This window comes from Pelagibius sp., from assembly GCF_965227505.1.
Classification (GTDB): domain Bacteria; phylum Pseudomonadota; class Alphaproteobacteria; order Kiloniellales; family Kiloniellaceae; genus Pelagibius.
Window position 1 is genome coordinate 438618 of record NZ_OZ245757.1, and the last position, 25336, is coordinate 463953.

Here is a 25336-nt window from a genome sequence, read left to right on the forward strand (position 1 = left end):
AAGGCCAATCCTTGACCGTATTAAACCCTATAGTGCGCCCGCAGCCGTGAAGTTTTCGTTAACGAATGAGTCCGAACTATCTCAAATTATTGAATAAATTCCGGTGATCCACAGGCCGGGAAGCGCTGTAGAGCTCTCCCAGAACCTCAGGCAGGGCATCGGGCAGGTCCTCGGCGATCATGCCGGGGCCGAACCCGAAAGCCGTGGCCGCATGCAGCCATACCGCCGCATTGGCTGCCATGAAGGGCGCCATACCCTGGGCCAGCAGGCCGGCGATCAGTCCGGCCAGCACATCGCCGGTGCCGGCCGTCGCCAGCCAGGGGGGCGCCGCCCCGTTGATCGCAGCCGGTCCCTGGGGCGCCGCCACGACGCTGTCCGGCCCTTTGAGAACGATGACCGCGCCGCTGCGATCCGCCGCCGCGGTGGCCCGTTCCAGGCGGTTGCCGGAGAGATCGGGAAAAAGCCGCTGGAACTCCCCGTCGTGCGGAGTCAGGACAGCGGCACCGGCCGACCCCTGAGCGGCCGCGAACAGCCGCTCAGCCTCGTCCTGGAAGGATGAGAGGGCATCGGCATCCAGCACCACGGCGCGGCCGGCCGGAGCGCTCTCCAGCGCCAGCACCGCTCTCTCCCGGGTTTGCTGCGACACGCCGTTGCCGGGCCCGAGCAACACCGCGTTGCGCCGCGGATCCGCAAGGGCCTCGCCGAAGTCCGCCGGGTCGGCCAGCGGCTGGGTGATCACCGAAGGGTTGGCCAGCGCATAGATCGGCAGGCTGCTGGGTGTGCATACCACCGTTACCAGGCCGGCGCCGACCCTGAGGGCGGCGCGCGAGGCCAGTTGCGCCGCCCCGGTCATGCGCTCGCCGCCGCAGATAACGGCGTGGCCGGCCTGATACTTGTGGGCCTGCGCCTGGCGCCAGGGAAAGTCCTGCCCCCAGAGCGCCGGTCCGTTCGCCCGGCAGCGCGGCTGGATGCCGTCCAGCACCGTTGCGGGGATGCCGATATCGATCACGTGGATCTCGCCGCAGAAGAATCGCGACGGCGCAAGGAGATGTGCAGGTTTCTTGCGAAAGAACGTAATGGTCTCCAGAGCCTGAAAGGCGATCCCGCCCAAGGGTTCGGCGCGGTCTCCGGCAATGCCGCTCGGCACGTCGACGGCAAAGACCGGCAGACCCTGATCGCGCGCCGCTGCGGCGAGGCCCGCCACGGCGCCCGACAAGGGCCGGTCGAGCCCGGCGCCAAACACTGCGTCGATCACCTGGGCCGCACCGTCCATACTGTTTTCGTCCAGGGTCTCGATCGCCGCGTCCCAGTCTGCCGCGGCCCTTGCCGCGTCGCCGGAGAGGCGATCCCTGGAGCCCAGGAGCGCTACACGTACGGGGAGGCCGGCGGCCCGGAGGTGGCGGGCCGCGACAAAGCCATCGCCACCGTTGTTGCCCGGGCCGCAGAGGATGACGACGGGGCCATCCAGGGTTCCTTGCCCTGCCCCTTGCCCCGGCCTTTGCCCCGCCTCCCGGCGCCGCGCCAGAACCCGCGCCGCAACCGCTGCACCGGCCCGCTCCATCAAGGGATAGCCGCTGCCGATCCCGGCGATGGCCAGGCGGTCGGCCTCGTACATCTCCTGGACCGTCAAGACCTCCGCCGCTTCGTCCTGGCCGGCCATGGTCACCTCAAGCCTGGGCGCGCCCAGCGGCCGCAGCCACCGCATCCTTGAGCGCCGCAACCCCCGCCGCCGCGCCGTCGCGCAGCAGGAGGACGTCTATGTCGGCCAGAACCAGATCGTAACCGGCCCGGTAAAGCTCCGCCGGCGACCGCTCCGGCGTCGGGATGCCGCCCAGCAAGCGCCCTTGCGCCTTGGCCGCACGTTCGGCGTCTGCAATGGCCTGCCGGACCTGGGGATGATCGGGTTCGCCCATGAAGCCCAGGCTCGCGGAAAGATCGAAGGGGCCGATAAACAGCATGTCCAGCCCCTCGGTCGCCGCGATGGCGTCCAAGGCGCCCAGCGCCTCGCGGGTTTCGATCTGGCAGATGACCAGCATGGAATCGGCCGTCTCCTGGACATAGGCCCGCCAGTCCAGGCCGTAGCCGGAGGCACGTACGATTGGCGCCGCCATCCCACGTACGCCCTTGGGCGGGTAATGGCAGGCGGCGACGGCGGCCGCCGCCTCCTGCGCCGAATTGATCGCCGGCACCATCACGCCCTGGGCGCCGCCATCCAGCAGGCGCTTGATCCAGGCCGCGTCGTTGGCCGGCACCCGGACCAGAGGCGTACAGGGACTGGCCTGCATGGCGCGCATGACGGCAATCGCCGAGGCGGCGTCGCCCGGGCCGTGCTCGCAGTCGATCATCGCGCAATCGTAACCGGCTCCCGCCATGATTTCGGCTGCGGCAGGGCTGAACAACTCCGCCCAGAAGCCGCAGGCCGCCTGTCCTAAGCGCATGCGCGCCTTCAGCGCCGTATCCGCCGTCATCGTTCCCTCTCCTGCCCTCACAGCCTTTTCGATTCCCTCCTCTGCGCCCTCACACCGGCCAGCCCTCATCTTGCCGGAACCCAACCTGACGGGACCCGCTCGGAGTCCATCGGCAATCCCCATCATAGTGGCCCGGCAGGCGCATCCAAGGACCGGCTTCCCAGCCGGGGCCCGACAGCGCCCGCTGGGGCCCGCCGGCGGCTGCGAGCGCGGCTGGAAAGTATTTCTCGGCGCCGGATACTCAGAACCGCCTGTCGCATCGCCGGTGATCGATTGTTGGCCCGTACGCCCCAAATCGCCAGCCCCCACCCGAAAGAGTTAAACCCAAAAGGCTGAATTCTTTAACTGGTCACAGCGATACCACAGACCTTACAATTGCCACAGAGCTTGCGGGATCCGGCCATCTCAACTTGCTATCCCGTGACTATACTTCAGCCGCACATGTTTTTATTTATTTTCTCTCAGAAGATAAGACTCTGAGAACTTTTTGTTTCACGTGAAACGTATTCTAAAAACATGGTTTACGAAATATTAAGAGAATTACTTTATTGTTTCTTAACGAAAGGTTACCGGACCTTTGCACCCGACGACCAGATGTGAGCAAGACGGATTATGGTGCGGCACCTGCCTTCGATCCTGTTGAAGACGTGCTTCCCCGCAAGCGCCTTCGTGCTCTTCGTCCTTGCCCTCCCGCTCGCTTCGCCTCAGGCGGACGGCCTTGACTTCGTCATGGACGATGGAGGCTCTGCCATCGGCGAGTTCTCCGCGAGCACCAGCTTCGGGCCGCTTACCGTCTCAGCGAATCATAAGGAGTATCTGGCCGCCCTCGGCGACGACGAGGGCGCGGCGGACGATCCCATCGAGCGGCGCAGCCGGTTGAACGCCAAGGGACGCATTCAGGTCCAGGATGAGATCATCCTGCCTCTGAGCTTTACCGGCGCCTACGACCAGCACGAGTCCGGCGAGCAATCCCTGGACTTTGAGCTTTCGGGCGGCGTGGAGCTTCCGCACCTGCGGTTCGGGAGCGAGATCGCCCTTGGCAACAGCTTCGGCGCCGGGACCGCGCCGACGCAGGATCTGGAAGGGTCGCTCTCGTTTGGCTTCGACTGGCTGGGCGCGCGCCATTCCGGCCGGGTGGACTACGGGCTCGTGCCCAGCGGCGAGATCACGGAACTGGCGCTGTCCTCCAGCCTGCCCATGGCGGCGGGACTCGAAGCCGCGGTCGACCTGATCCACGATCCGCTGGACCAGCTTTCGGAAGCCCGCATCGCCCTGGATCACCGCCAGGGACCCTTCGTCTTGTCTACCGAGCTCAGCACCAAGAGCGACGGGGCCTACGCCGTTGGGTTCAGTTTCTCCGTCAACCTCGCGCCGCTGCAAGCCGCACCGGAATGGCGGCTATCGACCCTGCTGGCGGGCCTGCGCGCGCACACGCGCCGTGAGGTCGTTTCTGACAGCTTCGGCCTGCTCTCCCTCGGCGGAACCGAAAACTGAGCGGCCTTCGGGCGCGGGCTCTTTAGCGGACTTCTTCTGGCGGGGGGTCAGGCGGGGCGGCTTGGGGTGGCTGATGGGACTTGAACCCACGACCTCCTGGACCACAACCAGGCGCTCTAACCAACTGAGCTACAGCCACCATACCTGAGAGGAAGGATCGCAGTCGCGGCAGGCACGCAGACAGTGATTTACCTGCGCACACCGCGGCGATCCCTCGCTTCGGATGGGCGTGTTTAAGCCTTTGACTGGTGGGCGTCAAGGGGAGCGCAGCGGCACCCCACCACCGTTCGCGGCCGGCCACCACCCTGCCCCGACGCAGACCCGGACCGGATGGAATCGCCGAAGACGTTTCATCACGCCGGTGAATCTGCTCTAACTCTGACAATCAGAGCGGCATCGCCTGCTTCGGCGAAACCACCAGATGGTTCCGGCAGAACATGATCCGCTCTAGTCTGCAGCCCACACGCCAGACAGGAGAAGCTGAGATGCCCAACTTGGCCGCAGCCGTTGCGAGGCTGGGAACCGAAAGTGCATTCGAGGTCCTCGCACGGGCCAAGCAACTGGAACAGCAGGGAAAGCCAATCATCAACCTGGGCATCGGCCAGCCCGATTTCCAGACGCCGGAGCATGTCGTCGAGGCGGCCGTCAAGGCGCTGCGCGACGGCCACCACGGCTACACGCCGGCCAACGGCATCCTGGAACTGCGTGAGGCGGTCGCGGAAGACCTGGAACTGCGGCACCGGGTCAGCGTCGACCCGGGTCAGGTCGTGGTGGTGCCCGGCGGCAAGGTGACGATGTTCTTCGCCGTGCTGATGTTCGGCGAAGCGGGGGCGGAGATTCTCTACCCCAATCCCGGGTTTCCGATCTACGAGTCGGTGATCAACTTCTCCGGCGCCACGGCCGTGCCGATTTCCCTTTCGGAGGACAAGGGCTTCGCCTTTTCCGCCGAGGCGGTGCTGGACTCGATCACGCCGAGAACGCGCCTGATCATCATCAACAGCCCGGCAAACCCGACCGGCGGAGTCACTCCGCGCGACGAGGTGGAGCGTCTGGTCGAGGGACTGAGCGCCCATCCCCAGGTCGCGATCCTTTCCGACGAGATCTACAGCCAGATGCTCTACGACGGCCGCGAGCATGTCAGCCTGCTGCAGTACCCGGAGATCCGCGACCGCGTCATCATGCTGGACGGCTGGAGCAAGACCTACGCGATGACCGGCTGGCGGCTCGGCTTCGCGGTCTGGCCTGCCGGGCTCGCCGACCTCGCCACGCGCCTCGCCATCAACTGCCACTCCTGCGTCAATGCCGCGGCCCAGTACGCAGGGCTGGCGGCCCTGCGCGGCCCGCAGGACGCCGTCGCCGAGATGATGGCCGCCTTCGACGTGCGCCGTCGCGCGATCCACGGCGCCCTCAACGGCATTCCCGGCATGTCCTGTGTCGAGCCGGCCGGCGCGTTCTATGCCTTTCCCAACATCTCGGGAACCGGGGTGCCGGCGAAGACCCTGGAAGTGGAACTCCTGGAGGAAGCCGGCGTTGCCACCATCGCCGGAACCTCCTTCGGGCGCTTCGGCGAAGGCTACCTCCGCCTGTCCTACGCCAACTCGCTGGAGAACATCCGCCTCGCGCTCGAGCGCATTCGCCATCACCTCGAATCCCGCCAGTCCGGAGCTGCCTGACCGGAGCTGCCTGACCGGTCTCCATGGGCCGGGCCCGCGACCCGCCACGGCTGACTAGAAAAACCTCAGGCTGCCTAGAAAATGGGCAGAAAAGGGCCCGATTTCGGTCACGAATTGGCGGGTAGGCCAACAATTCCCCGGGTGCCGCGCGGCCCGCCGCAGTTGGCACGCCTCCTGCTTAAGCCGCGGCAGGGCAGAGGTTTGCCGGTACTTGTCAGCACAGAGAGTGAGGCCCAATCACGCAATGAAAAAGATCGAAGCGATCATCAAGCCCTTCAAGCTGGACGAGGTGAAGGAGGCTCTTCACGAGGTCGGCATCAAGGGCATTACGGTCACGGAGGCGAAGGGGTTTGGTCGCCAGAAAGGCCACACGGAACTCTACAGAGGGGCAGAGTATGTCGTCGACTTCCTGCCCAAGGTGAAGGTCGAGGTCGTCCTGGAGGACGACCTGGTCGAACGCGCTGTCGAGGCCATCCAGCAGGCCGCACACACCGGCCGCATCGGTGACGGGAAAATCTTTGTCAGTGGCATAGAGGAGTCGATCCGCATTCGCACCGGCGAGCGCGGGGCGGCCGCCGTCTAACCGCAGCATTGCGGTCGGCCGGGGATACCAGAGGGGCCCGGGCGACCGAATTCCAGTCCATCACAAGACTTCAGGAACGGAAGAATATCCATGTCAGACGTCAAATCCATCCTCGAGATGATCAAGGAAAACAATGTCGCCTATGTCGACTACCGCTTCACGGATCCGCGCGGGAAGTGGCAGCATCTGGCCATGCATGTCGATGCCGTCGACGAGGACGCGCTCGCCGAAGGCGTGATGTTCGACGGCTCTTCGATCGCCGGCTGGAAAGCGATCAACGAGTCGGACATGATCCTGCGGCCGGACCTCAGCACCGCGGTCATGGACCCCTTCTCCAACCTGCCGCAGCTGATTCTGTTCTGTAACATCGTCGAACCCTCGACCGGCCAGCTCTACAACCGCGATCCGCGTTCCACCGCGGTGCGGGCGGAGAACTATCTGAAGTCCTCGGGCATCGGCGATCAGTGCTTCTGGGGACCGGAAGCCGAGTTCTTCGTGTTCGACGACGTGCGCTTCGACGTCACGCAGAACCAGACCTACTACTTCCTCGATTCGGAGGAAGGCCCCTACAACACCGGTTCGATCTTCGAGAACGGCAACCTGGGCCACCGTCCCGGCATCAAGGGCGGCTATTTCCCGGTGCCGCCGGTGGACTCGGGCATGGACCTGCGCGCCGAAATGCTGAAGATCATGGGCGAGATGGGACTGACCGTCGAAAAGCACCACCACGAGGTCGCTCCGTCACAGCATGAGCTCGGCATCAAGTTCGCGCCGATCGTCCAGGCCGCCGACGCCCTGCAGATCTACAAGTACGTCGTGCACCAGGTCGCCCACCAGTACGGCAAGTCGGCCACCTTCATGCCCAAGCCGGTTGCGGAGGACAACGGCTCCGGCATGCACACCCACCAGTCGATCTGGAAGGACGGCAACCCGCTGTTCGCCGGTGACGGCTACGCGGGGCTTTCCGAGACCTGCCTGCATTACATCGGCGGCATCATCAAGCATGCCAAGACGATCAACGCCTTCACCAACCCCTCGACCAACAGCTACAAGCGGCTGATCCCGGGCTTCGAGGCGCCGGTCCTGCTCGCCTATTCGGCGCGCAACCGCTCGGCATCCTGCCGCATTCCCTACGGCGACAGCCCGAAGGCGAAGCGGGTGGAGGTGCGCTTCCCGGATCCGACGGCCAATCCCTATCTCGCCTTCGCGGCAATGCTGATGGCCGGCCTGGACGGCATCAAGAACAAGATCCATCCGGGCGACCCCATGGATAAGGATCTCTATGACCTGCCGCCGGAAGAGCTGGCCGACGTCCCGACCGTCTGCGGTTCGCTGCGTGAAGCGGTGGAAGCCTTGGAAGCCGACCATGAGTTCCTGCTGGCCGGCGATGTCTTCAGCAAAGACCAGATCGCCGGCTATGCCGAGCTCAAGTGGGAAGAGGTGTACCAGTTCGAACACGCCCCCCACCCGGTCGAGTTCAAGATGTACTACTCGGTCTGACCGAGGCCCGACCACAGCCCTGCGCGGCGCCTGCCCGGGCGGCCGCAGGGCGAAACCGAACGACCCCGCCGGTCCCTCCGGCGGGGTCTTTCTTTGACCGGAAAGGGCCAGACGTTAAAGAACCGTAAACCGCATCGCGAAATCACAGAACAGCTTTATTTTCACCATATTTCTGCCGCCAAGAGAACACGCCGCAGGCACAAGAAAGACTGTAAGAAATCCGCAGTGTTATACAGTGTGGTAAGTCCAAAGATGTTCCCTACTCCAGTTTGGCGCGGTTGCGTCGTTGTCTTGTTTCTGGCCATCGGTCTGTTTGCCTTTCCGCGTTCGGCCCAGGTGCCGTGGATTACCACTGCGGAGGCGCGGCCGATTCCGCCGCGTATTGCCATCGCCCCGGAGCGGCTGAGCCTTGCCGCCAGCGAAGGCCGCGCGCCCGTGCAAAGCAGCGAACAGGAAGTCGTCGGACCGTAAGAACGACGAAAGCGCACCAAGCCCTGGGCAGCGCCTTCGGAAGGATGTGGAGTTGTCGAGACTGCCGGGGGACCGGCGGCAACAGCATCGCCTGCACCGACCCGGCCAAGTCGTTTGTTAATGTAAGATGAATATAAATTGTCAATTAATTGTAAAAAATTAAGAAGAGATTAATTTATTTCAGAAGTCATTTCTTTCTTTTTTTGATATCATAAAAACACCTTCAATATCGCACGCCCGTAGCACAGTAATTCTTCTAAAACTCCGGCAATCGTATTTCCGATCCGGAGTTCACCGTGACACCCCAGACTTCGCCCTCCCGTCAGCCCCCGCGCCTGCGCCGCCGGCAGTTTCTCGGCGTCCTCGGCGGCCTGGCCGCAAGCTGCGTTCTGCCGTCAGAAAGCAGGGCCAATCTTACGACACTGCCGCCGCCGCTGCCGAAATCGACGGCCATGCGCCAGAGCGGCTACCGCGCCGCGCCCGTCGCCTGGCTGAAGCTGATCGAGCAACACCCGGACCTGGACCCGGCAGCCCACCGCTTCGCACCGATGACGTTGACGCCGGACCGCGAGGCACAGCTGTGGCAGGTCCATCAGAAAGTGAACCGTCTCATCCGCTTCCGTCCCGACGGGCCGGACCGCTGGCAGCTGGTGCGATCGGAAGGTGATTGCGAGGACTACGCCATCCGCAAGCTTCACATGCTGTGCAGCGACCACGGCTGGCCCCGCGCGGCCCTCACCCTCGCCGCCTGCCATATCGAGAGCGGACAGGGCCATGCCGTGCTGCTCGTGCACACGACACAAGGCGTTTATGCACTCGACAACCGGCGGCGCCGTGTCGAGCCATGGAACCGCCTGCCCTACAAGTGGATTGCCCGTGAGGAACCGGGCGCTCCCTTCGGCCTCTGGCGCAAGCTCACAGCCTGACCGGAGCGCGGTCTCGGACGAAGCAGTCAGCGCGGCAGGGTTACGGTCAGTTCCGCGCCGCCGTTGCCGTGGACGGAATCATGCGCGCGAACGGTCACCGTATCGATGTCATCGGGGATGACCACGCCGCCGAGGGAACGGGTGAAGGGCTGCTCGTTCTCATGCGGGTGCAGCAAGACCCGCGTGCCCAGCACCCGACCGTCCGGTGCCACCACCTCCCAGCGGTCAGCATAGTGGTCCCAGCCCTCGTCGGCATGGGCGACTGTGACCCGGAAGCGCCAACTGCCGTCGCCCTCCTGGGCTGCCTCCACCGCGACGACATCGGCCTCGCCTGCGAAAGCCGAAGGCAAAACCCCGACGAAGACTGCGATGGCGAAAAACAGGCGCATCATGCTGCCGGCTCCTTGTTGCTCACTGGTGGCTGTGTTTCCAACGCCTCGGCGCCGCCGCGGACCGGCGGCACCGGCCGCGGCTGGCCCTGGTCGTCGATGGCAACGAAGGTGAAGGTGCCCTCGGTGACCTTCACGCGCTCGCCCTGCCGCCCTCTCAGCGCCCAGGCTTCGATATGAATGGCGATGGAGGTGCGGCCGATCCGGATGATGTCGGCATAGACGCAGAGCACGTCGCCCACGAAAACGGGGCGGTGAAAGGTCATGGCGTCGACCGCCACGGTGGCGACACGCCCGGCGGCCCGGGCGCCGGCGGTGATGCCGCCAGCGATATCCATCTGCGAGAGCACCCAGCCCCCGAAGATATCCCCGTTAGGGTTGGCATCGGCGGGCATGGCGAGGGTTCGCGTCGCCAGGTCGCCGCGCGGCGCCTCCGATTCCTTTCCGCCGCTAGCGGCCATGACCGGAAGACATGGGCTTGTCCCCTCCTCTCGACTCGGCTATCTGGACACCTAGATATCGGGGGTAAACTTCAGGTACCATACCTTATAAGCCGATTCCCTCAGCAGACCAGTGCGCCTGCCGTCCCGGGGTCCACAGCGGCCGTCCGCGGGGTCACGGTGCAGCGCCTCGAACCATAGGCCAAGATGGCAGACCTTTTCCAATCCGCACCCAAGAAAGCCCAGCGCAACTACTCGGCCAAGGACATCGAGGTCCTGGAGGGCCTGGAGCCGGTGCGCCGCCGTCCTGGCATGTACATCGGCGGCAGCGACGAAAAGGCCATGCACCACCTGGTCGCCGAAGTGCTGGACAACGCCATGGACGAGGCCGTGGCCGGCCACGCCAGCCGCATAGAACTGCAGCTGCAGAAAGACAACGTCGTCGTCATTTCCGACAACGGCCGCGGCATCCCGGTGGACCCGCATCCGAAGTACAAGCCCAAGTCGGCGCTGGAGGTCATCCTCACCACCCTGCACTCCGGCGCCAAGTTCTCGCAGAAGGCCTACGCGACCTCGGGCGGTCTGCACGGTGTCGGCGTCTCCGTCGTCAACGCGCTCTCCGACGATCTTGTTATCGAAGTGGCCCGCGACCAGAAGCTCTTCACCCAGACCTATGCCAAGGGCAAACCCAAGACCAAGCTCTCCAAGGGCAAGCCGGTCAAGAACCGACGCGGGACGACGATTCAGTTTCATCCGGACCCGCAGATCTTCGGCAAGGAGGCGCAGTTCCGCCCGGCCCAGCTCTATCGTATGGCGCGTTCGAAGGCCTATCTCTATCGCGGCGTGGAGATCCGCTGGAGCTGCGACAAGAGCCTGATCGAGAAAGGCGACGCGACCCCTGAAAAGGACAGCCTGCATTTTCCCAACGGCCTTTCCGACTTTCTCGAAGCGACGCTCCAGAAGCGCAAGACCCTGACCCCCGACCCCTTCGTCGGCGAAGCGACCTTTCCGGACGAACAGGGCCGGGTCGAATGGGCGATCTCCTGGCCCGCCGACGAGAACGGCTTTCTCAACTCCTACTGCAACACCGTGCCGACGCCCGAGGGCGGCAGCCATGAATCGGGGCTGCGCTCCGGCCTGCTGAAGAGCCTCAAGGCCTATGGCGATCTGACCGGCACCAAGAAGACCGGCCAGGTGAACGCCGACGATATCCTGGGCGGCGGCTGCGCCATGCTGTCGCTGTTCATCCGCGACCCGCAGTTCCAGGGCCAGACCAAGGAAAAGCTGGCGACCACGGCGGCCACGCGCCTCGTTGAAACCTCGATCAAGGATCACTTCGACCACTGGCTCTCCGGCCACCCCGAGCGGGCCAAAATGCTGCTGGAGCGCTTCATCGAGCGTGCCGAGGAGCGGCAGCGCCGCCGCCAGGAAAAGGAACAGAGCCGCAAGACCGCGACCCGCAAGCTGCGGCTGCCCGGCAAGCTTTCCGACTGCAGCCGCAGCCGCGCCGAGGGGACGGAGATCTTCCTCGTCGAGGGCGATTCCGCCGGCGGCTCCGCCAAGCAGGCCCGCTCGCGCGAGACCCAGGCGGTGCTGCCGCTGCGCGGCAAGATTCTGAATGTCGCCAGCGCCTCCGCCGACAAGCTGAAGGCCAACCAGGAAATCGCCGACATCACCCAGGCGCTGGGCTGCGGCACGCGCGGCAACTTCGACGTCGACAAGCTGCGCTACGAGCGCATTGTCATCATGACCGACGCCGATGTCGACGGCGCCCACATCGCCTCGCTGCTGATCACCTTCTTTTACCGGGAGATGCCGGGCCTGATCGAGAGCGGACGCCTTTACCTGGCGCAACCGCCGCTCTACCGCCTGACCCAGGGCAGCGAGAGCGTCTATGCCATGGACGATGCCGACAAGGACCGCCTCACGAAGTCCCACTTCAAGGGCCGCGGCAAGATTGACGTCAGCCGCTTCAAGGGTCTGGGCGAAATGCCGGCACGGCAGCTGAAGGAAACCACCATGGACCCGGCCAAGCGCACCCTGCTGCGGGTTACCATCGCCGGCAAGAAGGATAAGAGCCCCGCCGCCGAGGACAAGAAGGCCGCCGACATGATCGAGCGCCTGATGGGCCGCAAACCCGAGGCGCGCTTCGCCTTCATCCAGGAAAACGCCCGCTTCGTCGCCGACCTGGACGTCTGAGCCGATCGCACTCCTCGGGCACCCCGAAGCCATAGGGCATTTCATTTACGGCCCGGGCAATGCTCGCGAGTGTGCGCGCGCTCGCGTTTCAATTCGATTGCAACGGGCCGCAATCTACCGCACAGTGCGCGGCGATGGTTCTGCCGGTTCTTCACGGGCCGGCGGATGAAAAGGGAACACGGTGCGGTCTGTCCTTGCAGTGCCAATGCCGTGGCTGCCCCCGCAACTGTAAGCGGCGAGCGAGCACCCGATAAGGCCACTGATCCGGCAGGATCGGGAAGGCGGGTGCGAAGCGATGAGCCGCGAGCCAGGAGACCTGCCATCGCCGCGTTTGAAACCGGGACGGGGTGTTTCCGAGGGTTGGAATGGCCTATCACATTTATTCTGGCAACACCTACTCCGGTGGTTCTTCCGGGTCGCTCACCCAGCGATCGACATCGCCCACAGACCTGAACTGGCCATGACGGATTCACCCGGCAGTCCGGTTGTGCTTCAGGCCGAAGGGCTCACTTACCGAACCGGCGCCGGGCGCTCCCTTGTCGCCAATGCAAGTGTCACCGTCCGGAGCGGTGACATGGTGGCCATCGCGGGCCCGAACGGCGCGGGCAAATCGACTCTGCTGCGGATGCTGGCCGGCCTGCTGGCCCCGACCGAGGGCTCCCTCCAGCTCTGCGGCCGGCCTTTCAACGCCTACGCGCCGCTGGAGCGCGCCCGCAGGATTGCCTATGTCGGCCAATTGGACGAACCGGACCGCCGGCTGACTGTCTATGACTACGTGGCCCTTGGCCGCATCCCGCATAGGGCAAGTGCGTCGCGCGCGGAAGATCGGCGGATCGTCGAAGAAGCGATCGCGGAACTCCGGCTGACCGGCAAGGAACTGAGCCCGCTTGGACAGATCTCCGGTGGCGAGCTGCAACGGGCCTCGGTGGCGCGCGCGCTTTGTCAGCAACCGGATGTCTTGTTTCTGGACGAACCGACCAATCACCTGGACCCCAAGGCCAAGGGGACGCTCCTTTCCCTTCTCTTCGCCCGCGGGATCACCAGCCTCTGCGTGCTCCACGAACTGGCGCTGATCCCCAAGCTGGCCAGCCACACGCTCCTTATGAACCGCGGCCAGGTGGTCGCTGCCGGGCGCACGGCAGACGTGCTGACTGCGCAGGCCGTGCACCAGGTCTTCGGTGTCGATTTCCTCCATCTTGCGCATCCGACCGAGGACCGCCTGGTTTCCGTCCTCGATATCCCGGTTGGCAGCAGTCATTCCGCCTCAAGCTGAAGGAAGCCCATTCGATGAAATACCTCCTGCCCACCCTGCTCAGTCTTGCAGTTGCAGGCACCGCCCAGGCCTTCCCGGTGACGGTCGACAACTGCGGGGAGCCTCTGACCTTCGAGAAAGCGCCGGAGCGCCTGGTCGTCCACGACATCAACATGTCCGAGATGGCCTTTGCGCTCGGCCTTCAGGACCGGATGGTGGGCGTGACCGGGATCTCCGGCTGGTACAAGACAAGTCCGGAGTTCGAGATCAAAAGGGGCGCAATCCCCGAACTGGCGCCCAAGTACCCGACGGTCGAAACCCTGGTCGCGGCCGCTCCGGACGCCTTCCTTGCCGGCTGGTACTACGGCATGAAGCCCGGGGGAGATGTTACCCCCGACACCCTTGCCCCCCATGGCATCAAGACCCTGATCCTCTCCGAAAGCTGCATTCACCTGAACAAATCCCAGCCGCCGGCCTCCATGGACCTGCTGTATAAGGACGTTCTGCGTCTGGGTGCGGTCTTCGGCAAGACCGCGGAGGCCGAAGCGCTAGTGGAGGGCTGGAAAGCGCAGCTTGCCGACATCACGGCCAAGATCGGCGATGCAAAGGGAACCCGGGTGTTCCTCTTCGACTCCGGCGAGGACAAGCCCTTCACCGCAGGCAAGTACGCCATCATCAACGCGATGATCGAAGCAGCCGGCGGCGTTAACGTCATGGGCGATATGGAAACCAGTTGGGGACGCTCGTCGTGGGAAGCAGTCGCCGCGGCCAACCCCCAATTCCTGATCCTGCTCGACTATCAGCAGGGCACCGGCGCCCAGGGCCTTCTCGACTGGCTGAAGTCCCATCCGGCCATGAAGGAAACCGATGCGGTCAAGGCCGAACGCTTCGTTGCGTTGCGCTACGAGGAGCTGACGCCCGGCCCGGCAAACATCGCCGCCATTGCCAAGATTGCAGAGGCGATGAACCCCAAAGCCTTCTGATCGTCTTGTGTTCCGTCTGTCCTTCACGGCCGTGGCGGGGGTGGCGGGGCTAACCGCCCTCGCGCTGCTGTCGGTCGGCTGGGGGGCAACACCCATCCCTGTCGCAGACCTTCTGGCCGCGTTTGCGCGGGCCCTTGGCCTGGCGGAAAACACAGCGGCGACGCCGGTTGACCGCATCGTCATAGACCTGCGGACACCGCGGGTCCTGCTTGCAATCCTGGTCGGCGGCGGTCTCGGGATGGTGGGCTGCCTGCTCCAGACCGTGACGCGCAACGATCTGGCCGACCCGTTTCTCTTCGGCCTCTCATCCGGCGCGGCGGCTGGCGCGGTCTTTGTCATTACGGTCACCGGCGACCGGCTCGGCATCTGGACCCTGCCGCTGGCGGCCTTCTGCGGCGGCATGCTGGCGGCGCTGATCGTCCTGGCGCTGGTCCGGCGCATGGGGTTTCAGGGACCGGAAAAGCTCGTGCTCGCGGGGCTGGCTGTCTCCTTCCTCTTTACCGCAGTGACCAACTACATGGTCTTCGCCGGCGACCAGCGCGCCGCCCACTCCGTCCTGTTCTGGAGCCTGGGGGGCCTTGGCCTGGCGCGCTGGGAAAACCTGCCGCTGGTCCTTTTTGGGTTCTCCGCGCTTCTGGTCTTCGCTGTGGCGCGCCACCGTCATCTGGACGCCCTTCTGGGCGGTGAGTTGACGGCGAACAGCCTGGGCGTGAATGCAGACCGCTTTCGCCTGCAGGTCTTTCTGGCCGCAGCCTTCTCGACGGCGATCTTTGTCTCGGTGACCGGCGTCATCGGCTTCGTCGGGCTGATGGTGCCGCACATCGCACGGGCTTTGGTCGGGCCGCTGCACCGCGCCAGTCTTGTGCTCAGTGCGCTTTTTGGGGCGCTGCTCCTGCTGGCCAGCGATCTCGTTTCACGCGTTCTGCTGGCCCCTCAAGAGCTCCCCATCGGGATCGTGACCGCGTCGATTGGGGCGAGCTTCATCGTGGTGCTGCTGCTCCAGCGCCGCCTCGCCTGAGCCGGCCTCCCTCTCCCTCCTCTTGGTCGACTGTCAGCCCAGAAGCCAGCGCCGCATAGCAGCCGTGACCGGCTCCGGGCGTTCCAGCGGGGCCAGATGGCCGCAGTCCTCAACCACCACCAGCTCCGCATCCGAAATCGCCGCCGCCATGGCCTCGTGGTCGGCCAGCGGCGTCAGAGCGTCCTGGCGGCCGCAAAGAACGAGGGTCGGCACCGTGATCCCGGGAAGCGTCTCCCGGTGGTCGCGCCGGGTCATGATGGCATGCTGCTGGGAGAGAAAGGCCTCCCGTCCGACGCGCGCGGCCATGCCCATCACCGCCGCGGTCAGAGCCTCATCGTCCATCCGGCTTTCCAGGATGAAGAGCGGCAGCAGCCGTGGCGTCACGCCCTTGAACTGGCCCTTCCGGGCGAGTTGGATCAGGCCGCGCCGGCGCGCCGTCGCTTCCTCCGAGTCGCCCTGGGCCCGGGTGTCGATGAGGGCCAGGCGCTCGACCCGTTCCGGCGCGCGGGCCATCAGCTCCAGCGCCACATAGCCGCCCATGGACAGCCCGGCTAGGGCAAAGCGCGGCGGCATCGCGTCCAGCACATGCTCAACCATGGCGGCGCTGCTGTCCTGAGTGGTGAAATCGGCCACCCAGCAGTCGGCGATATCGGACAGGCCTTCGATCTGGTGGCCCCAGAGGGCACCGTCGCAGAGCAGCCCCGGCAGAAGCGCAAGCGGGATCTTCTCGGTCATGGGAGATTTCTTAGCTGGGGAAAATCATCAGGTCGCGGCTCGGGAGTGTCAGTCTAGGCGGTTCCGGCGGCCTGCCCAAGCCCTCCGGGCTGCGCGGGCCGGTGCAGCCGGATCAGCACGCTGTCGCTGTCCGTCAGGGCGACCCCGGCGGCTGCCATGCGCCGCAATGCCAGTTCCTTGTTCAACGGCACGCGCGACGCTACCGCATCGCTGACCAGGGCGACCTTCGCATCTCTTGCACGCAGGCAGAGCACGGTCTGGAGGACGCAGACATGCGCCTCCATGCCGGCCACGATCCATTCGGTGACCCCGGCCCATTCGGTGACCCCGGAGTGGCGATCGAGCGCCGCCGTGAAGGCGGCCTCCCGCGGGGCGCCGAAGGCGGTCTTCTCGATGATCTCGTCCGGCGTCAAGCGCTCACGCAGAGCCGCGACCGTCGGCCCCAGTCCCTTGGAATACTGCTCCGTAGCGAGAACCGGGCGCCCGGCGGCCTTGAAAGCCTCCAGCAGCCGCAGACAGCGCGCGACGACCGCCGGGCTTTCGGCAATCGCCGGCGCAAGGCGCTCCTGAAGATCGACCAAAAGCAGCCCGGCATCGTTACAGTCAACCAGAGGATGCAGCCCAGTTGTATCGGAAACATTAACCATAATAGGCCCAAGATATAGGAACATTATTTTATTTGGAATGACGACTGTTCGCGGTTTCATGAATAGGGCCGCAAATGATTGACATGTTGACGGCAATTCTTATGATCCGCGCAGCCGTGATTGAATCGAATTCAATCGGCGTAGCTACTCCAGAGTGACACACGGTTTACATGATTTTTGAAGATCTTGGACTGAGTCCAGAGGTCCTGAAGGCGGTTGAGGAAGTGGGTTATTCCACCCCGACCCCGATCCAGGAAAAAGCGATCCCGGTCGTCCTGATGGGACGCGACGTCTTGGGCTGTGCGCAGACCGGCACCGGCAAGACGGCGGGCTTCACACTACCGATGATCGACATCCTCTCCAGCGGCCGCGCCCGGGCGCGCATGCCCCGCTCGCTGATCATCGCGCCGACGCGCGAGCTGGCCGCCCAGGTGTCCGAGAACTTCGAGCTCTACGGCAAGTACGGCAAGCTATCCATGGCCCTGCTCATCGGCGGCTCGTCCTTTGTCGAGCAGGAGCAGAAGCTGGACCGCGGCGTCGATGTTCTGATCGCAACGCCGGGGCGCCTCATCGATCTCTTCGAGCGCGGCAAGATCCTGCTGGCTGACGTCAAGATTCTTGTGATCGACGAGGCCGACCGCATGCTGGACATGGGCTTCATGCCCGATGTGGAGCGCATCGTCGGGCTGCTGCCGAAAATCCGTCAGACCCTGTTCTTCTCGGCCACCATGCCGCCGGAGATCCGGCGGCTGGCCGACAGCTTCCTGATGAACCCGAAGGAGATCTCCGTCGACCCGCCGGCCTCGGCGGCCGAGACCGTGACCCAGGGCCTTCTCAAGGTCCGCGGCGCGGCCAAGGAGAAGCGGGCCGCCCTGCGCGATCTGATCCGCAGCGAGGAGGTCAAGTCCGCCCTCGTGTTCTGCAACCGCAAGCGCGACGTCGACATCGTGTTCCGCTCCATGCAGCGTCATGGCTTCTCGGTCGCCGCCCTGCACGGCGACATGGCGCAGCCGGTGCGCATGGAAACCTTGCAGACCTTCAAGGACGGCGCGGTGCAGTTCCTGGTCTGCTCCGATGTGGCGGCGCGCGGACTGGACATTCCGGCCGTATCCCATGTCTTCAACTTCGATGTGCCGTCCAACCCGGAAGACTATGTGCACCGGATCGGACGGACCGGCCGCGCCGGACGCAGCGGCAAGGCCTTTACCCTGGCGCTGCCGGAAGAAGGCAAGTATCTGGCGTCCGTCGTCCGGATGATCGGCAAGGACATCCCCGCAGTCACCCTTGAGACTGCGGAAAGCTGGGATGCCGGCGAAGCCGAGGAACAGGCCGGCGGCCGGCGCCGCCGCGGATCGTCGCGCCGGGGCTCCCGCTCCGCCGCGGGCAAGAGTTCCGAGGGCCGGAGCCGCAAGGGCCGCGGTGAGGGAGACCGGGGCGAAAGAGACCGGGGCGAAAAGGATCGGGGCGAAAAGGATCGGGGCGAAAGGCGCCGCAGGGACCGGTCGGACAAGGGTCACGCCGCAGAGGCGGATCGGGACGTGGTCCCCTTCGAGACCCCGGCCGAGCAGGACGCCCCCAAGACGGACCGCAGCAAGGCCAAAGGCGAGAAGCGCGAGCCGCGCCGCGCCAAACAGAAGCAGGAGGGCGATGCCCTGGCGCCGGGCGAAACCGCCTTCGGCGACCATATTCCGGCCTTTCTGCTGCGTCCGGCAAAGGTCGCCTGACGGTTTCGTCCTTCCCCTCTTACAGCACCACCGCTTTACCGGGTAACCACTGCAGCCTCGGGCGCAAAGCCATCCTCGACCGCGGCCAGGACCACGTCGCGCTCCGCCACGCCCTCCGGCAACGGCAGACCGCGGGCCACCCGGAACGCCCCGTCATAGGGCCCGATAAAGACGGCCCGTTCTCCGGCCAGGGCGTCCAGACGCGCCGCCTCATCGAAGCTGTGCCCGAGGCCCGAGACCGCATAGCCCGGCGGCGCGGGCTGGGGTTCCAGGTAGCCTTCGACGGACAGCCGCTCCAGCGGCCCGGCGAGCCCCCGGAAGCGGCCGGTCGCGATACGATCCGCAATCAGCAGATCTCCGCGGCGGCGGCCTACCGCCGTTACGAACCCGCCAGCCTGCGGCACCGCTGTCCCGGGCGGCAAGACGAGGTCAAGACCGCCGAGGCGCAGGCGGTCACGCGTCCCACCGGCCAGGGCTACGCCCGCCACGACATCATCGAGGCTGATCGCACTCAGCAGGTCGACCCGCGCCGCGACGACGCTGTTTCCGCGCCACAGACCGGAGACCGCGACCCGCTGACCGGGAGCCGGCTGAAATCGGCCCCGGGGGCCGGTTAACGGCGCCCCGCGCTCGACCAGCACGTCGACCCCGAGGCAGCGGAAACCATCATCGGTCAGGCTTTCGATCCGCCCAACCAGCGGGTGCACCACGGTGACGCCGGCGGCAACCAAGCCGCCGTCCGGTCCGGCCGCGGCCTCAATGGTTACGGCCTGGCCCGGGCCCACCGCGCTCAACGGCAGCGTGCCAAGGGCGTGGCGCACGGCAAGGCCCGGCGGCGTTTCGATGGTCAGGCCATTCACCCGCAGGCTTGCCGTACCGTGAACCAGGCCGATGATGCCGGTTCCGCCGACCCCGCCCTCGGAGGGGCGGTCGGAGGACCCGCCCGATGCCTGCGCAAGGCGTTGACCGCGCGCCGGCGCGCCAGGCGGGCTGCAGGCCGCAAGCGCGCTCAGCCCAAGCCCGATCAGGACGGCCCGTCGCCCGGCATTGATCTTCTGTCTCATGGTCCTCCCCCGACTAGCGCTCGTCCTCTGCGGCTTCGTCTTCGCGATAGAAATAAACGCCGAAGCGGAACCGTTCGTTGGCCTCGCCGGCTTCGGCACTCTCCTTATCGGCGTCCTGCCGCTCAAAGCCCAGACGGTTGAGCTCAGCCAGGACCTCACCGGCCAGCAGGCGTGCGCGGGCTTCGACCGCATCCACGGAGGCGGCGCTCAGGTTGTTGTAAAACACGGCCCGTTCAAGAAAAGGCGCCGGGCCCTCTTCGGTCAGGATGTTCTCCACGGCGGCGGACACGTGGTCCCCGATGTTCCGGGAGAAGAAATGAAAGCGCTCGCCCTCGCCTTCTCGCGACAGCAAGGCATCGCCGCGCAGGGTGACGCTGTCGCTCTCGCCGTCGAGAACGACAAGCCCGCGGCGCAACAGCTCGTCGAGAATGGTGCGCGGGCGCACGTCGGTGCTGACGGATTCCACCAGGGTCTCAAAGGAAACGCCGTCCCTGGCCTGCCGCGGCAACGGCAGGGGCGCGCCCTCCGGCGTCGTGGTCCGCGGGTCGGCCAGCCAGCGCCCGATAACGGTCGCCAGCACACTGACCCGCTGGCCAAGCGCTTTGTCTTCCGCACCCTCATGTTCGCGCAGGGTTCGGACGTCCTTGCGGTGGACGCCGGTGATCACGCTGACCCGGCTGTCGGTCGGCGGCTCGCCGTCCAGCCGGAAGTCCTCGCGGGCCACCTCCACATAAAGCTCCTTGAGCACCCGGTAGAGCGACGGTGCGGTGACGCCCTTGGCGATCAGGGCTTTCACCAAGGGGCGCAGAAGCCGCCTGAGGGCTGGTCCCAGTTCCGACGCGTCCGGATCACCAGACTGTGTCATGGGCGTGATATAGAGCTTGGTGGGAAAAAAGACCACAAAAAACCTTGGAGCTGCGGAAGCCGGAGTGTATGGTGACAAGATAAATGGGATTTTTTCCCACATTCAATCATATGGGGTCTTAACCGCTGTCCTGCAACGCTTTTTGAGGAGCTCCCCCCATGTCCTTTTTCTCCAGCATCCTTAGTCTCTTCGGCGGTTTTACCCGCTTTGGCAGCAACGACGATGACTTTATCACCCGGTTTTTCGGTGGCCGGACCGTTGCCCGAGACGGCAACGACACGGTCGTCGGCGGGTTCTTCAACGACGTGGTTTACGGCGGCGACGGCGACGACCTGATCCGCGCCCGCACCGGCCATGACCGGTTGTTCGGCGAGGACGGCAACGACGACCTGCGCGCCGGCCGTGGCGACGACACCCTGGTCGGTGGCAGCGGCAACGATCATCTGAGGGGCGGCTTCGGGGCCGACCGCTTCGTCTTCGATCCCTCGAATCCGGATGAAGGCGACGACGTGATCAAGGATCTGGACATCGCGGCCGGCGATCGTCTTGTTCTCAACGCTGCGGATGTGTTGCGCTCCGCCCCGGGGGTCACCTCCGCCTCGCCCTTCGGCGACCCGGGCGCTGTCGAGGGTGCGGACCTGGATGAAGACCCCGACTGGACCATCACCGCCTCCCCCGACGGCTTCGTCGTGGTTGGCCATCCCGGCGGCACGATCACCATCGAGGGATTACCGTTCTCGGACGCTCTGCGCTTTGCCGACCTCCTGCCCGCCATCGAAATCGCCAATGCGCAAGCCGGGGATGACGGCAATAACCGCCTGCGCGGCAGCCGTGACGACGACTTCCTGAACGGTCTGGCCGGGGACGACCGGCTCTCCGGACGGGCCGGCGACGATGTCATCCTGGGCGGTGAGGGCAACGACACGCTGCGCGGCGGGCGTGACAACGACCTTCTGAGCGGCGGCCTCGACGATGACCGCGTTATCGGCAACCGGGGCGACGACACCCTGATCGGCGGCAGCGGCGACGACCATCTGCGCGGCGATGCCGGCGTCGACCGCTTCGTCTTCGATCCTTCGAATGCGGAGGAAGGGGCCGACGTCGTGCAGGATTTCACCCTGGGCGAAGACCTGCTCGTGCTCTCCGCCGCCGACATCGCCAAGGCGACGCCGGAGATCCTCTCCGCACTCGCCAGCGGCGATACCTCGGCCATTGCCGGGGCGGCAGAGCTTCTGACAGCCCTGGACAACAGTCCGGAATGGAGCATCACCGGTGCGCCGGGCAGCAACAACCTGACAGTCGGCCACCCGGGCGGCACCATCGAGTTCGAAGGACTGGCCTTTGCCGGCCAGAGTTTCGTCGATCTGGCGGGCGCCTTCGATGCCGCCGCGCTCAATCTGCAGAACGGGACCGACGGCGACGAGACCTTGACCGGCGGGCGCGGCGACGACCTCTCGAACGGCGGCGGCGGACTGGATCTCTTGATCGGGGAGAGCGGCGACGATCTGCTGGTCGGCGGTGACGGTGCGGACCTCTTCCGCTTCGACCCCTCCAACGGCAACGAAGGTGACGACATCATCGCCGACTTCAATCCCGGTGAAGGCGATCAGATTCAGCTTGTGATCCAGGACGTGATCGACTCGCTGGAACCGGAACTGCTGGACAACGGCCTGCAACTGACCGATCTGGATGCTTCGGCGAACTGGGACTTCACCGCCACCCCGGGCGGCGATGCGACCATCACCCATACCGGCGGCACCATCACCCTGGTCGGGCTGGGCGACGCCTTGGGTGGTGTGACCAGCTTCGACGATCTGGCCGGCGCCATCGATCTGATCCCCTGAGGCAGCCGAAGAACGCTTATCGCGGGGCCGTGCGGTTTACGGCGCGGCCCCGCAGCGGCGCAACGCCTTGACCATGCACAGGCGTGGGCTGACGCCATCCAGGCCGCGCGCCCTCTCCCCGGCGCGCAGGGCCTGCAGGTCAGGGCCGACCCGATCCTCGTCAATCTCGGCAAACCCCAGTTTCTCGTAGTAAGGCCGGTTCCAGGGCACGTCCCGGAAAGTGGTCAGGAAGAGGCTTCGGAACCGCCGCTCCAGCGCCCAGGTCTCGACACGACCGATCAGTGCGCGACCGAGGCCCTGACGCCCGTGGCCCGGATGCACCGAGACCTCCGCCAGATAGCCTTCCCCATCCACGCTGCCGGCAATGGCCAGCCCCACAGGCACACCATCATCCGGTTCCGCCACCCAGAGAAGCCCCGCCTCCGCCAGGGCGCGATACTCCTCCGCCGCGGTGGGGCGCCCTTCGGCGATGGCGTCCAGACCGATGTCGCGAAAGCGCGCCGCCGCGGCGCGTTCGACAGCGCCGAGGCGGGGTGCGTCGGCCGGACGGCCAGGACGCAGCCTTACCGTCACGGCGCTCCTCGCCTGTTGGCGCCCTTGGCCTCCGGCGCTGAACAGCTATGATGGCCGCAGCCTGTACAGGGCAAGTAGCAGAATCCGGCCCCGGCCCACCTCAGGGCTGAAGGCAGTGAAAGACGGGATGGCATGCAGACGATTTTCATCATGATCAAATGCGACCTCGGGAAGGCCTATCCGGTGGCCGATGCCCTGGTGGAGAACGTGGAACAGGTCTCGGAAGTGCACTCGACCTCAGGCGAATACGATCTGCTGGTCAAGTGCTACCTGCAGGACAGCGACGACATCGGCCATTTCGTGAACGAGAAGATTCAGACCCTGCCCGGCATCAAGGACACCTTCACCCTGATCGCTTTCAAGGCGTTTTCCTGACGCCGGTCACAGGCCGCGAATGGTGACGGGCTCGTCGCGGTCCCGCGCCGCCTGCAGCCAGGACCCGAGATCCTGCAGCATCGCGCTGAACTGCTGCCGCCCGACCTCCCAGTCATCGATGGACAGGAACTGGGTGTAGCCGTAGCTGGAGGTCAGAGGCCAGACCTGCCTGGGGCTGTCGCTGTGGGAGATGCGCCGCGACGCCTCTTCCAACTCTTCGACCAGGCGATCGATCGCAAAACCGGCGATGGTCGTCGTGCTGGTGACCCGGAAGTTGCCGGCGACGAAGCAGAGGGCTTCGAAGGCATCTCCGTCCATGTAGACGGTATCGTCGGGACGCAGGGGCGCGTCCCGTTCTCCCGGGTAGAAGGCGGCGTAGTAAGAGCCGACACGATCCCCGGCGTTTCTCAGCAGGGTCAACTGCATCCCGCCATTCTGCGCCAGGGCCCGGACGTCGGGCAACGGCGCAGATGAGCGCTAGTCCGCGGTCACCCGGCGCTCGGCAGGTACGAAAAACAGGTGATCCTGATCTTCCTGCGCCAGGTGGCAGGCAATGCAGAACTCCACCCGCTGTGCGCCCTCGCCTCCCGTCTCCCCCAGGAACTCGCCGGCTTCGGAAATCATCGAGTAGCGCCAGTCGCCGGTCACATAGCTGAACCCTGGGGCCATCTTCTCCATCACGAACAGCGGGCCCAGGGTGATCTCTCCCTCGTCGGTCACCACGAAGCTGTCCTTAACCACCACGGACCCCACAGGCAGCTGTCCGGCCTCCTCGTAGCGGCCATAGTCGCGGGCCTGAGCATTGGCATAGTTGCTGACGTAGCGCCGCCCGTGCGTCATGGATTTGTAGGGTGCGCTGCTGTAGCGCTGCCAGCTCTGATAGTCCCCGACGATGCTGCTGCCGCTGCGGGCATAGACGGCGGCCAATTCGTCGGCGAGACCGAGATAGATCTCCGCGGCTTCCCGATCACTGAGAACTGCGGGATTGGGAACCCTGAGATGCCGGCGCGGCTGATCGGGGCTGCCGCTGAAACCCTGGGCGAGTTGCAGTTGCTGGGGCGGGCTGCCCGCCGCAGGCTCCCTGTCGCGATCGGCGGCTCCGGCGGTCTGCCCGAGCGCGCAAACAGCGGCGAAAACAAGGACAGCGGTGCGTCCGGGCATGCGCAGATGACCTCCTCGCAGATGATCTCTTCACAGCGACCCGACCCCTCCCCTTCGGTCCTGTACTAAAAGAATATGGGGTGCGGCCGAACACAATAAAGGGTTGTGTCGGAGGAGCCGGGGCGCGGAGAAAGAGTGAGGACGTCGGGCGACCGCGCAGGGCGCAGGCGCTTACTTGGTGCCGAAGATCCGGTCGCCGGCGTCGCCCAGGCCGGGCACGATGTAGCCCTTTTCGTTCAGGCGTTCATCGACCGCCGCGGTGAAGATGGGCACGTCCGGATGGGCGTCCTGCAGGGTTTTGATGCCCTCCGGCGCCGCCACCAGGCAGACGAAGCTGAGAGCGCCGGCATTGTCGCGCTTCAGCAGTTCGAGGGCGGCAACAGCGGTGTGCCCGGTCGCCAGCATCGGGTCGACAACGATGGCCAGACGCCGGTTCATGTCCTGTGGAACCTTGTAGTAGTACTCCACCGCCTCGAGGGTCGAGGGATCGCGGTAGAGCCCGACATGGCCCACCGAGGCCGCGGGGATGAGATCCAGCATGCCGTCGAGAAGCCCGTTGCCGGCCCGGAGAATGGTGATGAAGCAAGGTTCCGGCTGCGCCAGCACCGGAAGTTCCGCCTCGGAGACGGGGGTCTCCACCGTCACGGTTTTCAATTCCAGATGCCGGGTCACTTCATAGGCCAGCAGAAGGCTGATCTCCCGCAACAGGCGCCGGAACTCCGGCAGAGCCGTATCCTTGTCGCGCATCAGCGTCAGTTTGTGCTGGACCAGCGGGTGGTCGACGGTCGTCACCGAGTTTTGCATGGTTCCCCTGCTTGTCGGCCCCTGGATGTACCGGGGCGTTTTCCTTGGCATTCCGGCCCTTCCCTGCCGGGCCGGCGCTTGGGCAGAGTGTTAAAAGACGTGGGCGGTTCTGTCGAGAGCCAAGGACGTGATTGCCGGCAGCTTCCGC

Annotated in this window: 25 protein-coding genes, 1 tRNA gene and 1 riboswitch; of the genes, 13 read left to right on the forward strand and 13 right to left on the reverse strand. The window is 65.4% G+C overall.

Annotation, left to right across the window (positions count from 1 at the left end; translation table 11 throughout):
- Positions 1 to 76 precede the first annotated feature (76 nt).
- Positions 77 to 1705: an NAD(P)H-hydrate dehydratase gene (locus ACO06P_RS02055; RefSeq protein WP_420348352.1), complete on the reverse strand. Its 1629-nt coding sequence runs from the start codon at positions 1703 to 1705 to the stop codon at positions 77 to 79.
- On the reverse strand, positions 1668 to 2468 hold the full coding sequence (locus ACO06P_RS02060) for an HpcH/HpaI aldolase family protein (RefSeq protein WP_420348353.1): 801 nt from the start codon (positions 2466 to 2468) through the stop codon (positions 1668 to 1670). The genes ACO06P_RS02055 and ACO06P_RS02060 overlap by 38 nt, the downstream gene beginning before the upstream one ends.
- A 612-nt stretch (positions 2469 to 3080) precedes the next feature.
- On the opposite strand from ACO06P_RS02060, the gene ACO06P_RS02065 reads away from it, so the two are divergent.
- Positions 3081 to 3962, forward strand: a complete 882-nt coding sequence (locus ACO06P_RS02065; protein ID WP_420348354.1) for a hypothetical protein — start codon at positions 3081 to 3083, stop codon at positions 3960 to 3962.
- Between the two features lie 62 nt (positions 3963 to 4024).
- Here ACO06P_RS02065 and ACO06P_RS02070 read toward each other — a convergent pair.
- Positions 4025 to 4101, reverse strand: a tRNA-His gene (locus tag ACO06P_RS02070).
- Between the two features lie 346 nt (positions 4102 to 4447).
- Between ACO06P_RS02070 and ACO06P_RS02075 the strand changes: the two genes are divergently transcribed.
- The 5 genes from ACO06P_RS02075 to ACO06P_RS02095 all read left to right on the forward strand — a co-directional run bounded on the left by ACO06P_RS02075 (position 4448) and on the right by ACO06P_RS02095 (position 9115).
- Positions 4448 to 5635 carry a pyridoxal phosphate-dependent aminotransferase gene (locus ACO06P_RS02075; protein WP_420348355.1) on the forward strand — a complete coding sequence of 396 codons (1188 nt, stop codon included), beginning with the start codon at positions 4448 to 4450 and terminating at the stop codon, positions 5633 to 5635.
- Between the two features lie 244 nt (positions 5636 to 5879).
- Entirely contained in the window at positions 5880 to 6218 is a 339-nt protein-coding gene (locus ACO06P_RS02080; protein WP_167220603.1) for a P-II family nitrogen regulator, read from the forward strand.
- Between the two features lie 90 nt (positions 6219 to 6308).
- On the forward strand, positions 6309 to 7718 hold the full coding sequence (gene glnA, locus ACO06P_RS02085) for a type I glutamate--ammonia ligase (RefSeq protein ID WP_420348356.1): 1410 nt from the start codon (positions 6309 to 6311) through the stop codon (positions 7716 to 7718).
- A gap of 93 nt (positions 7719 to 7811) precedes the next feature.
- Positions 7812 to 8189, forward strand: a complete 378-nt coding sequence (locus ACO06P_RS02090) for a hypothetical protein (RefSeq protein ID WP_420348357.1) — start codon at positions 7812 to 7814, stop codon at positions 8187 to 8189.
- 296 nt (positions 8190 to 8485) lie between these two features.
- Positions 8486 to 9115, forward strand: coding sequence for a transglutaminase-like cysteine peptidase (locus ACO06P_RS02095; RefSeq protein ID WP_420348358.1), 630 nt, complete (start codon positions 8486 to 8488; stop codon positions 9113 to 9115).
- Between the two features lie 26 nt (positions 9116 to 9141).
- Here the strand turns inward: ACO06P_RS02095 and ACO06P_RS02100 are convergent, their stop codons facing one another.
- Both ACO06P_RS02100 and ACO06P_RS02105 read right to left on the reverse strand, forming a co-directional pair.
- Positions 9142 to 9507 carry a hypothetical protein gene (locus ACO06P_RS02100; protein ID WP_420348359.1) on the reverse strand — a complete coding sequence of 122 codons (366 nt, stop codon included), beginning with the start codon at positions 9505 to 9507 and terminating at the stop codon, positions 9142 to 9144.
- Entirely contained in the window at positions 9504 to 9965 is a 462-nt protein-coding gene (locus ACO06P_RS02105; protein WP_420348360.1) for an acyl-CoA thioesterase, read from the reverse strand. The genes ACO06P_RS02100 and ACO06P_RS02105 overlap by 4 nt, the downstream gene beginning before the upstream one ends.
- Positions 9966 to 10151: 186 nt before the next feature.
- Here ACO06P_RS02105 and parE point away from each other — a divergent pair, with 186 nt between their 5' ends.
- From parE to ACO06P_RS02125, 4 genes are all read left to right on the forward strand, one after another.
- Entirely contained in the window at positions 10152 to 12143 is a 1992-nt protein-coding gene (parE, locus tag ACO06P_RS02110) for a DNA topoisomerase IV subunit B (protein ID WP_420348361.1), read from the forward strand.
- Positions 12144 to 12261: 118 nt separating this feature from the next.
- A riboswitch (cobalamin riboswitch) is annotated at positions 12262 to 12481 on the forward strand.
- A gap of 122 nt (positions 12482 to 12603) precedes the next feature.
- Positions 12604 to 13416, forward strand: coding sequence for an ABC transporter ATP-binding protein (locus ACO06P_RS02115; RefSeq protein WP_420348362.1), 813 nt, complete (start codon positions 12604 to 12606; stop codon positions 13414 to 13416).
- A gap of 14 nt (positions 13417 to 13430) precedes the next feature.
- Positions 13431 to 14378 (forward strand): ABC transporter substrate-binding protein, encoded by a 948-nt coding sequence (locus ACO06P_RS02120; protein ID WP_420348363.1) that lies wholly within the window; start codon positions 13431 to 13433, stop codon positions 14376 to 14378.
- A gap of 7 nt (positions 14379 to 14385) precedes the next feature.
- Positions 14386 to 15396: a FecCD family ABC transporter permease gene (locus tag ACO06P_RS02125; protein ID WP_420348364.1), complete on the forward strand. Its 1011-nt coding sequence runs from the start codon at positions 14386 to 14388 to the stop codon at positions 15394 to 15396.
- A gap of 33 nt (positions 15397 to 15429) precedes the next feature.
- Here the strand turns inward: ACO06P_RS02125 and ACO06P_RS02130 are convergent, their stop codons facing one another.
- The gene (locus tag ACO06P_RS02130) at positions 15430 to 16131 is read right to left on the reverse strand and encodes an alpha/beta fold hydrolase (RefSeq protein ID WP_420348365.1); all 702 of its coding nucleotides are present in this window, start codon (positions 16129 to 16131) and stop codon (positions 15430 to 15432) included.
- 53 nt (positions 16132 to 16184) lie between these two features.
- On the reverse strand, positions 16185 to 16778 hold the full coding sequence (locus ACO06P_RS02135) for an isochorismatase family protein (protein WP_420348366.1): 594 nt from the start codon (positions 16776 to 16778) through the stop codon (positions 16185 to 16187).
- Between the two features lie 224 nt (positions 16779 to 17002).
- Between ACO06P_RS02135 and ACO06P_RS02140 the strand changes: the two genes are divergently transcribed.
- Complete coding sequence (locus tag ACO06P_RS02140) at positions 17003 to 18502, forward strand: DEAD/DEAH box helicase (RefSeq protein WP_420348367.1); 1500 nt, start codon at positions 17003 to 17005, stop codon at positions 18500 to 18502.
- A gap of 35 nt (positions 18503 to 18537) precedes the next feature.
- Here ACO06P_RS02140 and ACO06P_RS02145 read toward each other — a convergent pair whose 3' ends face one another.
- On the reverse strand, positions 18538 to 19566 hold the full coding sequence (locus ACO06P_RS02145) for a DUF5666 domain-containing protein (protein WP_420348368.1): 1029 nt from the start codon (positions 19564 to 19566) through the stop codon (positions 18538 to 18540).
- A 13-nt stretch (positions 19567 to 19579) separates the two neighbouring features.
- Positions 19580 to 20431, reverse strand: coding sequence for a DUF6502 family protein (locus ACO06P_RS02150; RefSeq protein ID WP_420348369.1), 852 nt, complete (start codon positions 20429 to 20431; stop codon positions 19580 to 19582).
- Between the two features lie 158 nt (positions 20432 to 20589).
- Between ACO06P_RS02150 and ACO06P_RS02155 the strand changes: the two genes are divergently transcribed.
- Complete coding sequence (locus ACO06P_RS02155) at positions 20590 to 22275, forward strand: calcium-binding protein (protein WP_420348370.1); 1686 nt, start codon at positions 20590 to 20592, stop codon at positions 22273 to 22275.
- Positions 22276 to 22311: 36 nt separating this feature from the next.
- Here ACO06P_RS02155 and ACO06P_RS02160 read toward each other — a convergent pair whose 3' ends face one another.
- Positions 22312 to 22848, reverse strand: a complete 537-nt coding sequence (locus ACO06P_RS02160) for a GNAT family N-acetyltransferase (RefSeq protein ID WP_420348371.1) — start codon at positions 22846 to 22848, stop codon at positions 22312 to 22314.
- 132 nt (positions 22849 to 22980) lie between these two features.
- On the opposite strand from ACO06P_RS02160, the gene ACO06P_RS02165 reads away from it, so the two are divergent.
- Complete coding sequence (locus tag ACO06P_RS02165; RefSeq protein WP_420348372.1) at positions 22981 to 23223, forward strand: Lrp/AsnC ligand binding domain-containing protein; 243 nt, start codon at positions 22981 to 22983, stop codon at positions 23221 to 23223.
- A 6-nt stretch (positions 23224 to 23229) separates the two neighbouring features.
- Here ACO06P_RS02165 and ACO06P_RS02170 read toward each other — a convergent pair whose 3' ends face one another.
- The 3 genes from ACO06P_RS02170 to upp form a co-directional block, all read right to left on the reverse strand.
- The gene (locus ACO06P_RS02170; RefSeq protein ID WP_420348373.1) at positions 23230 to 23649 is read right to left on the reverse strand and encodes a hypothetical protein; all 420 of its coding nucleotides are present in this window, start codon (positions 23647 to 23649) and stop codon (positions 23230 to 23232) included.
- 51 nt (positions 23650 to 23700) lie between these two features.
- On the reverse strand, positions 23701 to 24384 hold the full coding sequence (locus ACO06P_RS02175) for a cytochrome P460 family protein (protein WP_420348374.1): 684 nt from the start codon (positions 24382 to 24384) through the stop codon (positions 23701 to 23703).
- 171 nt (positions 24385 to 24555) lie between these two features.
- Positions 24556 to 25188, reverse strand: coding sequence for a uracil phosphoribosyltransferase (gene upp, locus ACO06P_RS02180; protein WP_420348375.1), 633 nt, complete (start codon positions 25186 to 25188; stop codon positions 24556 to 24558).
- Positions 25189 to 25336: the final 148 nt, after the last annotated feature.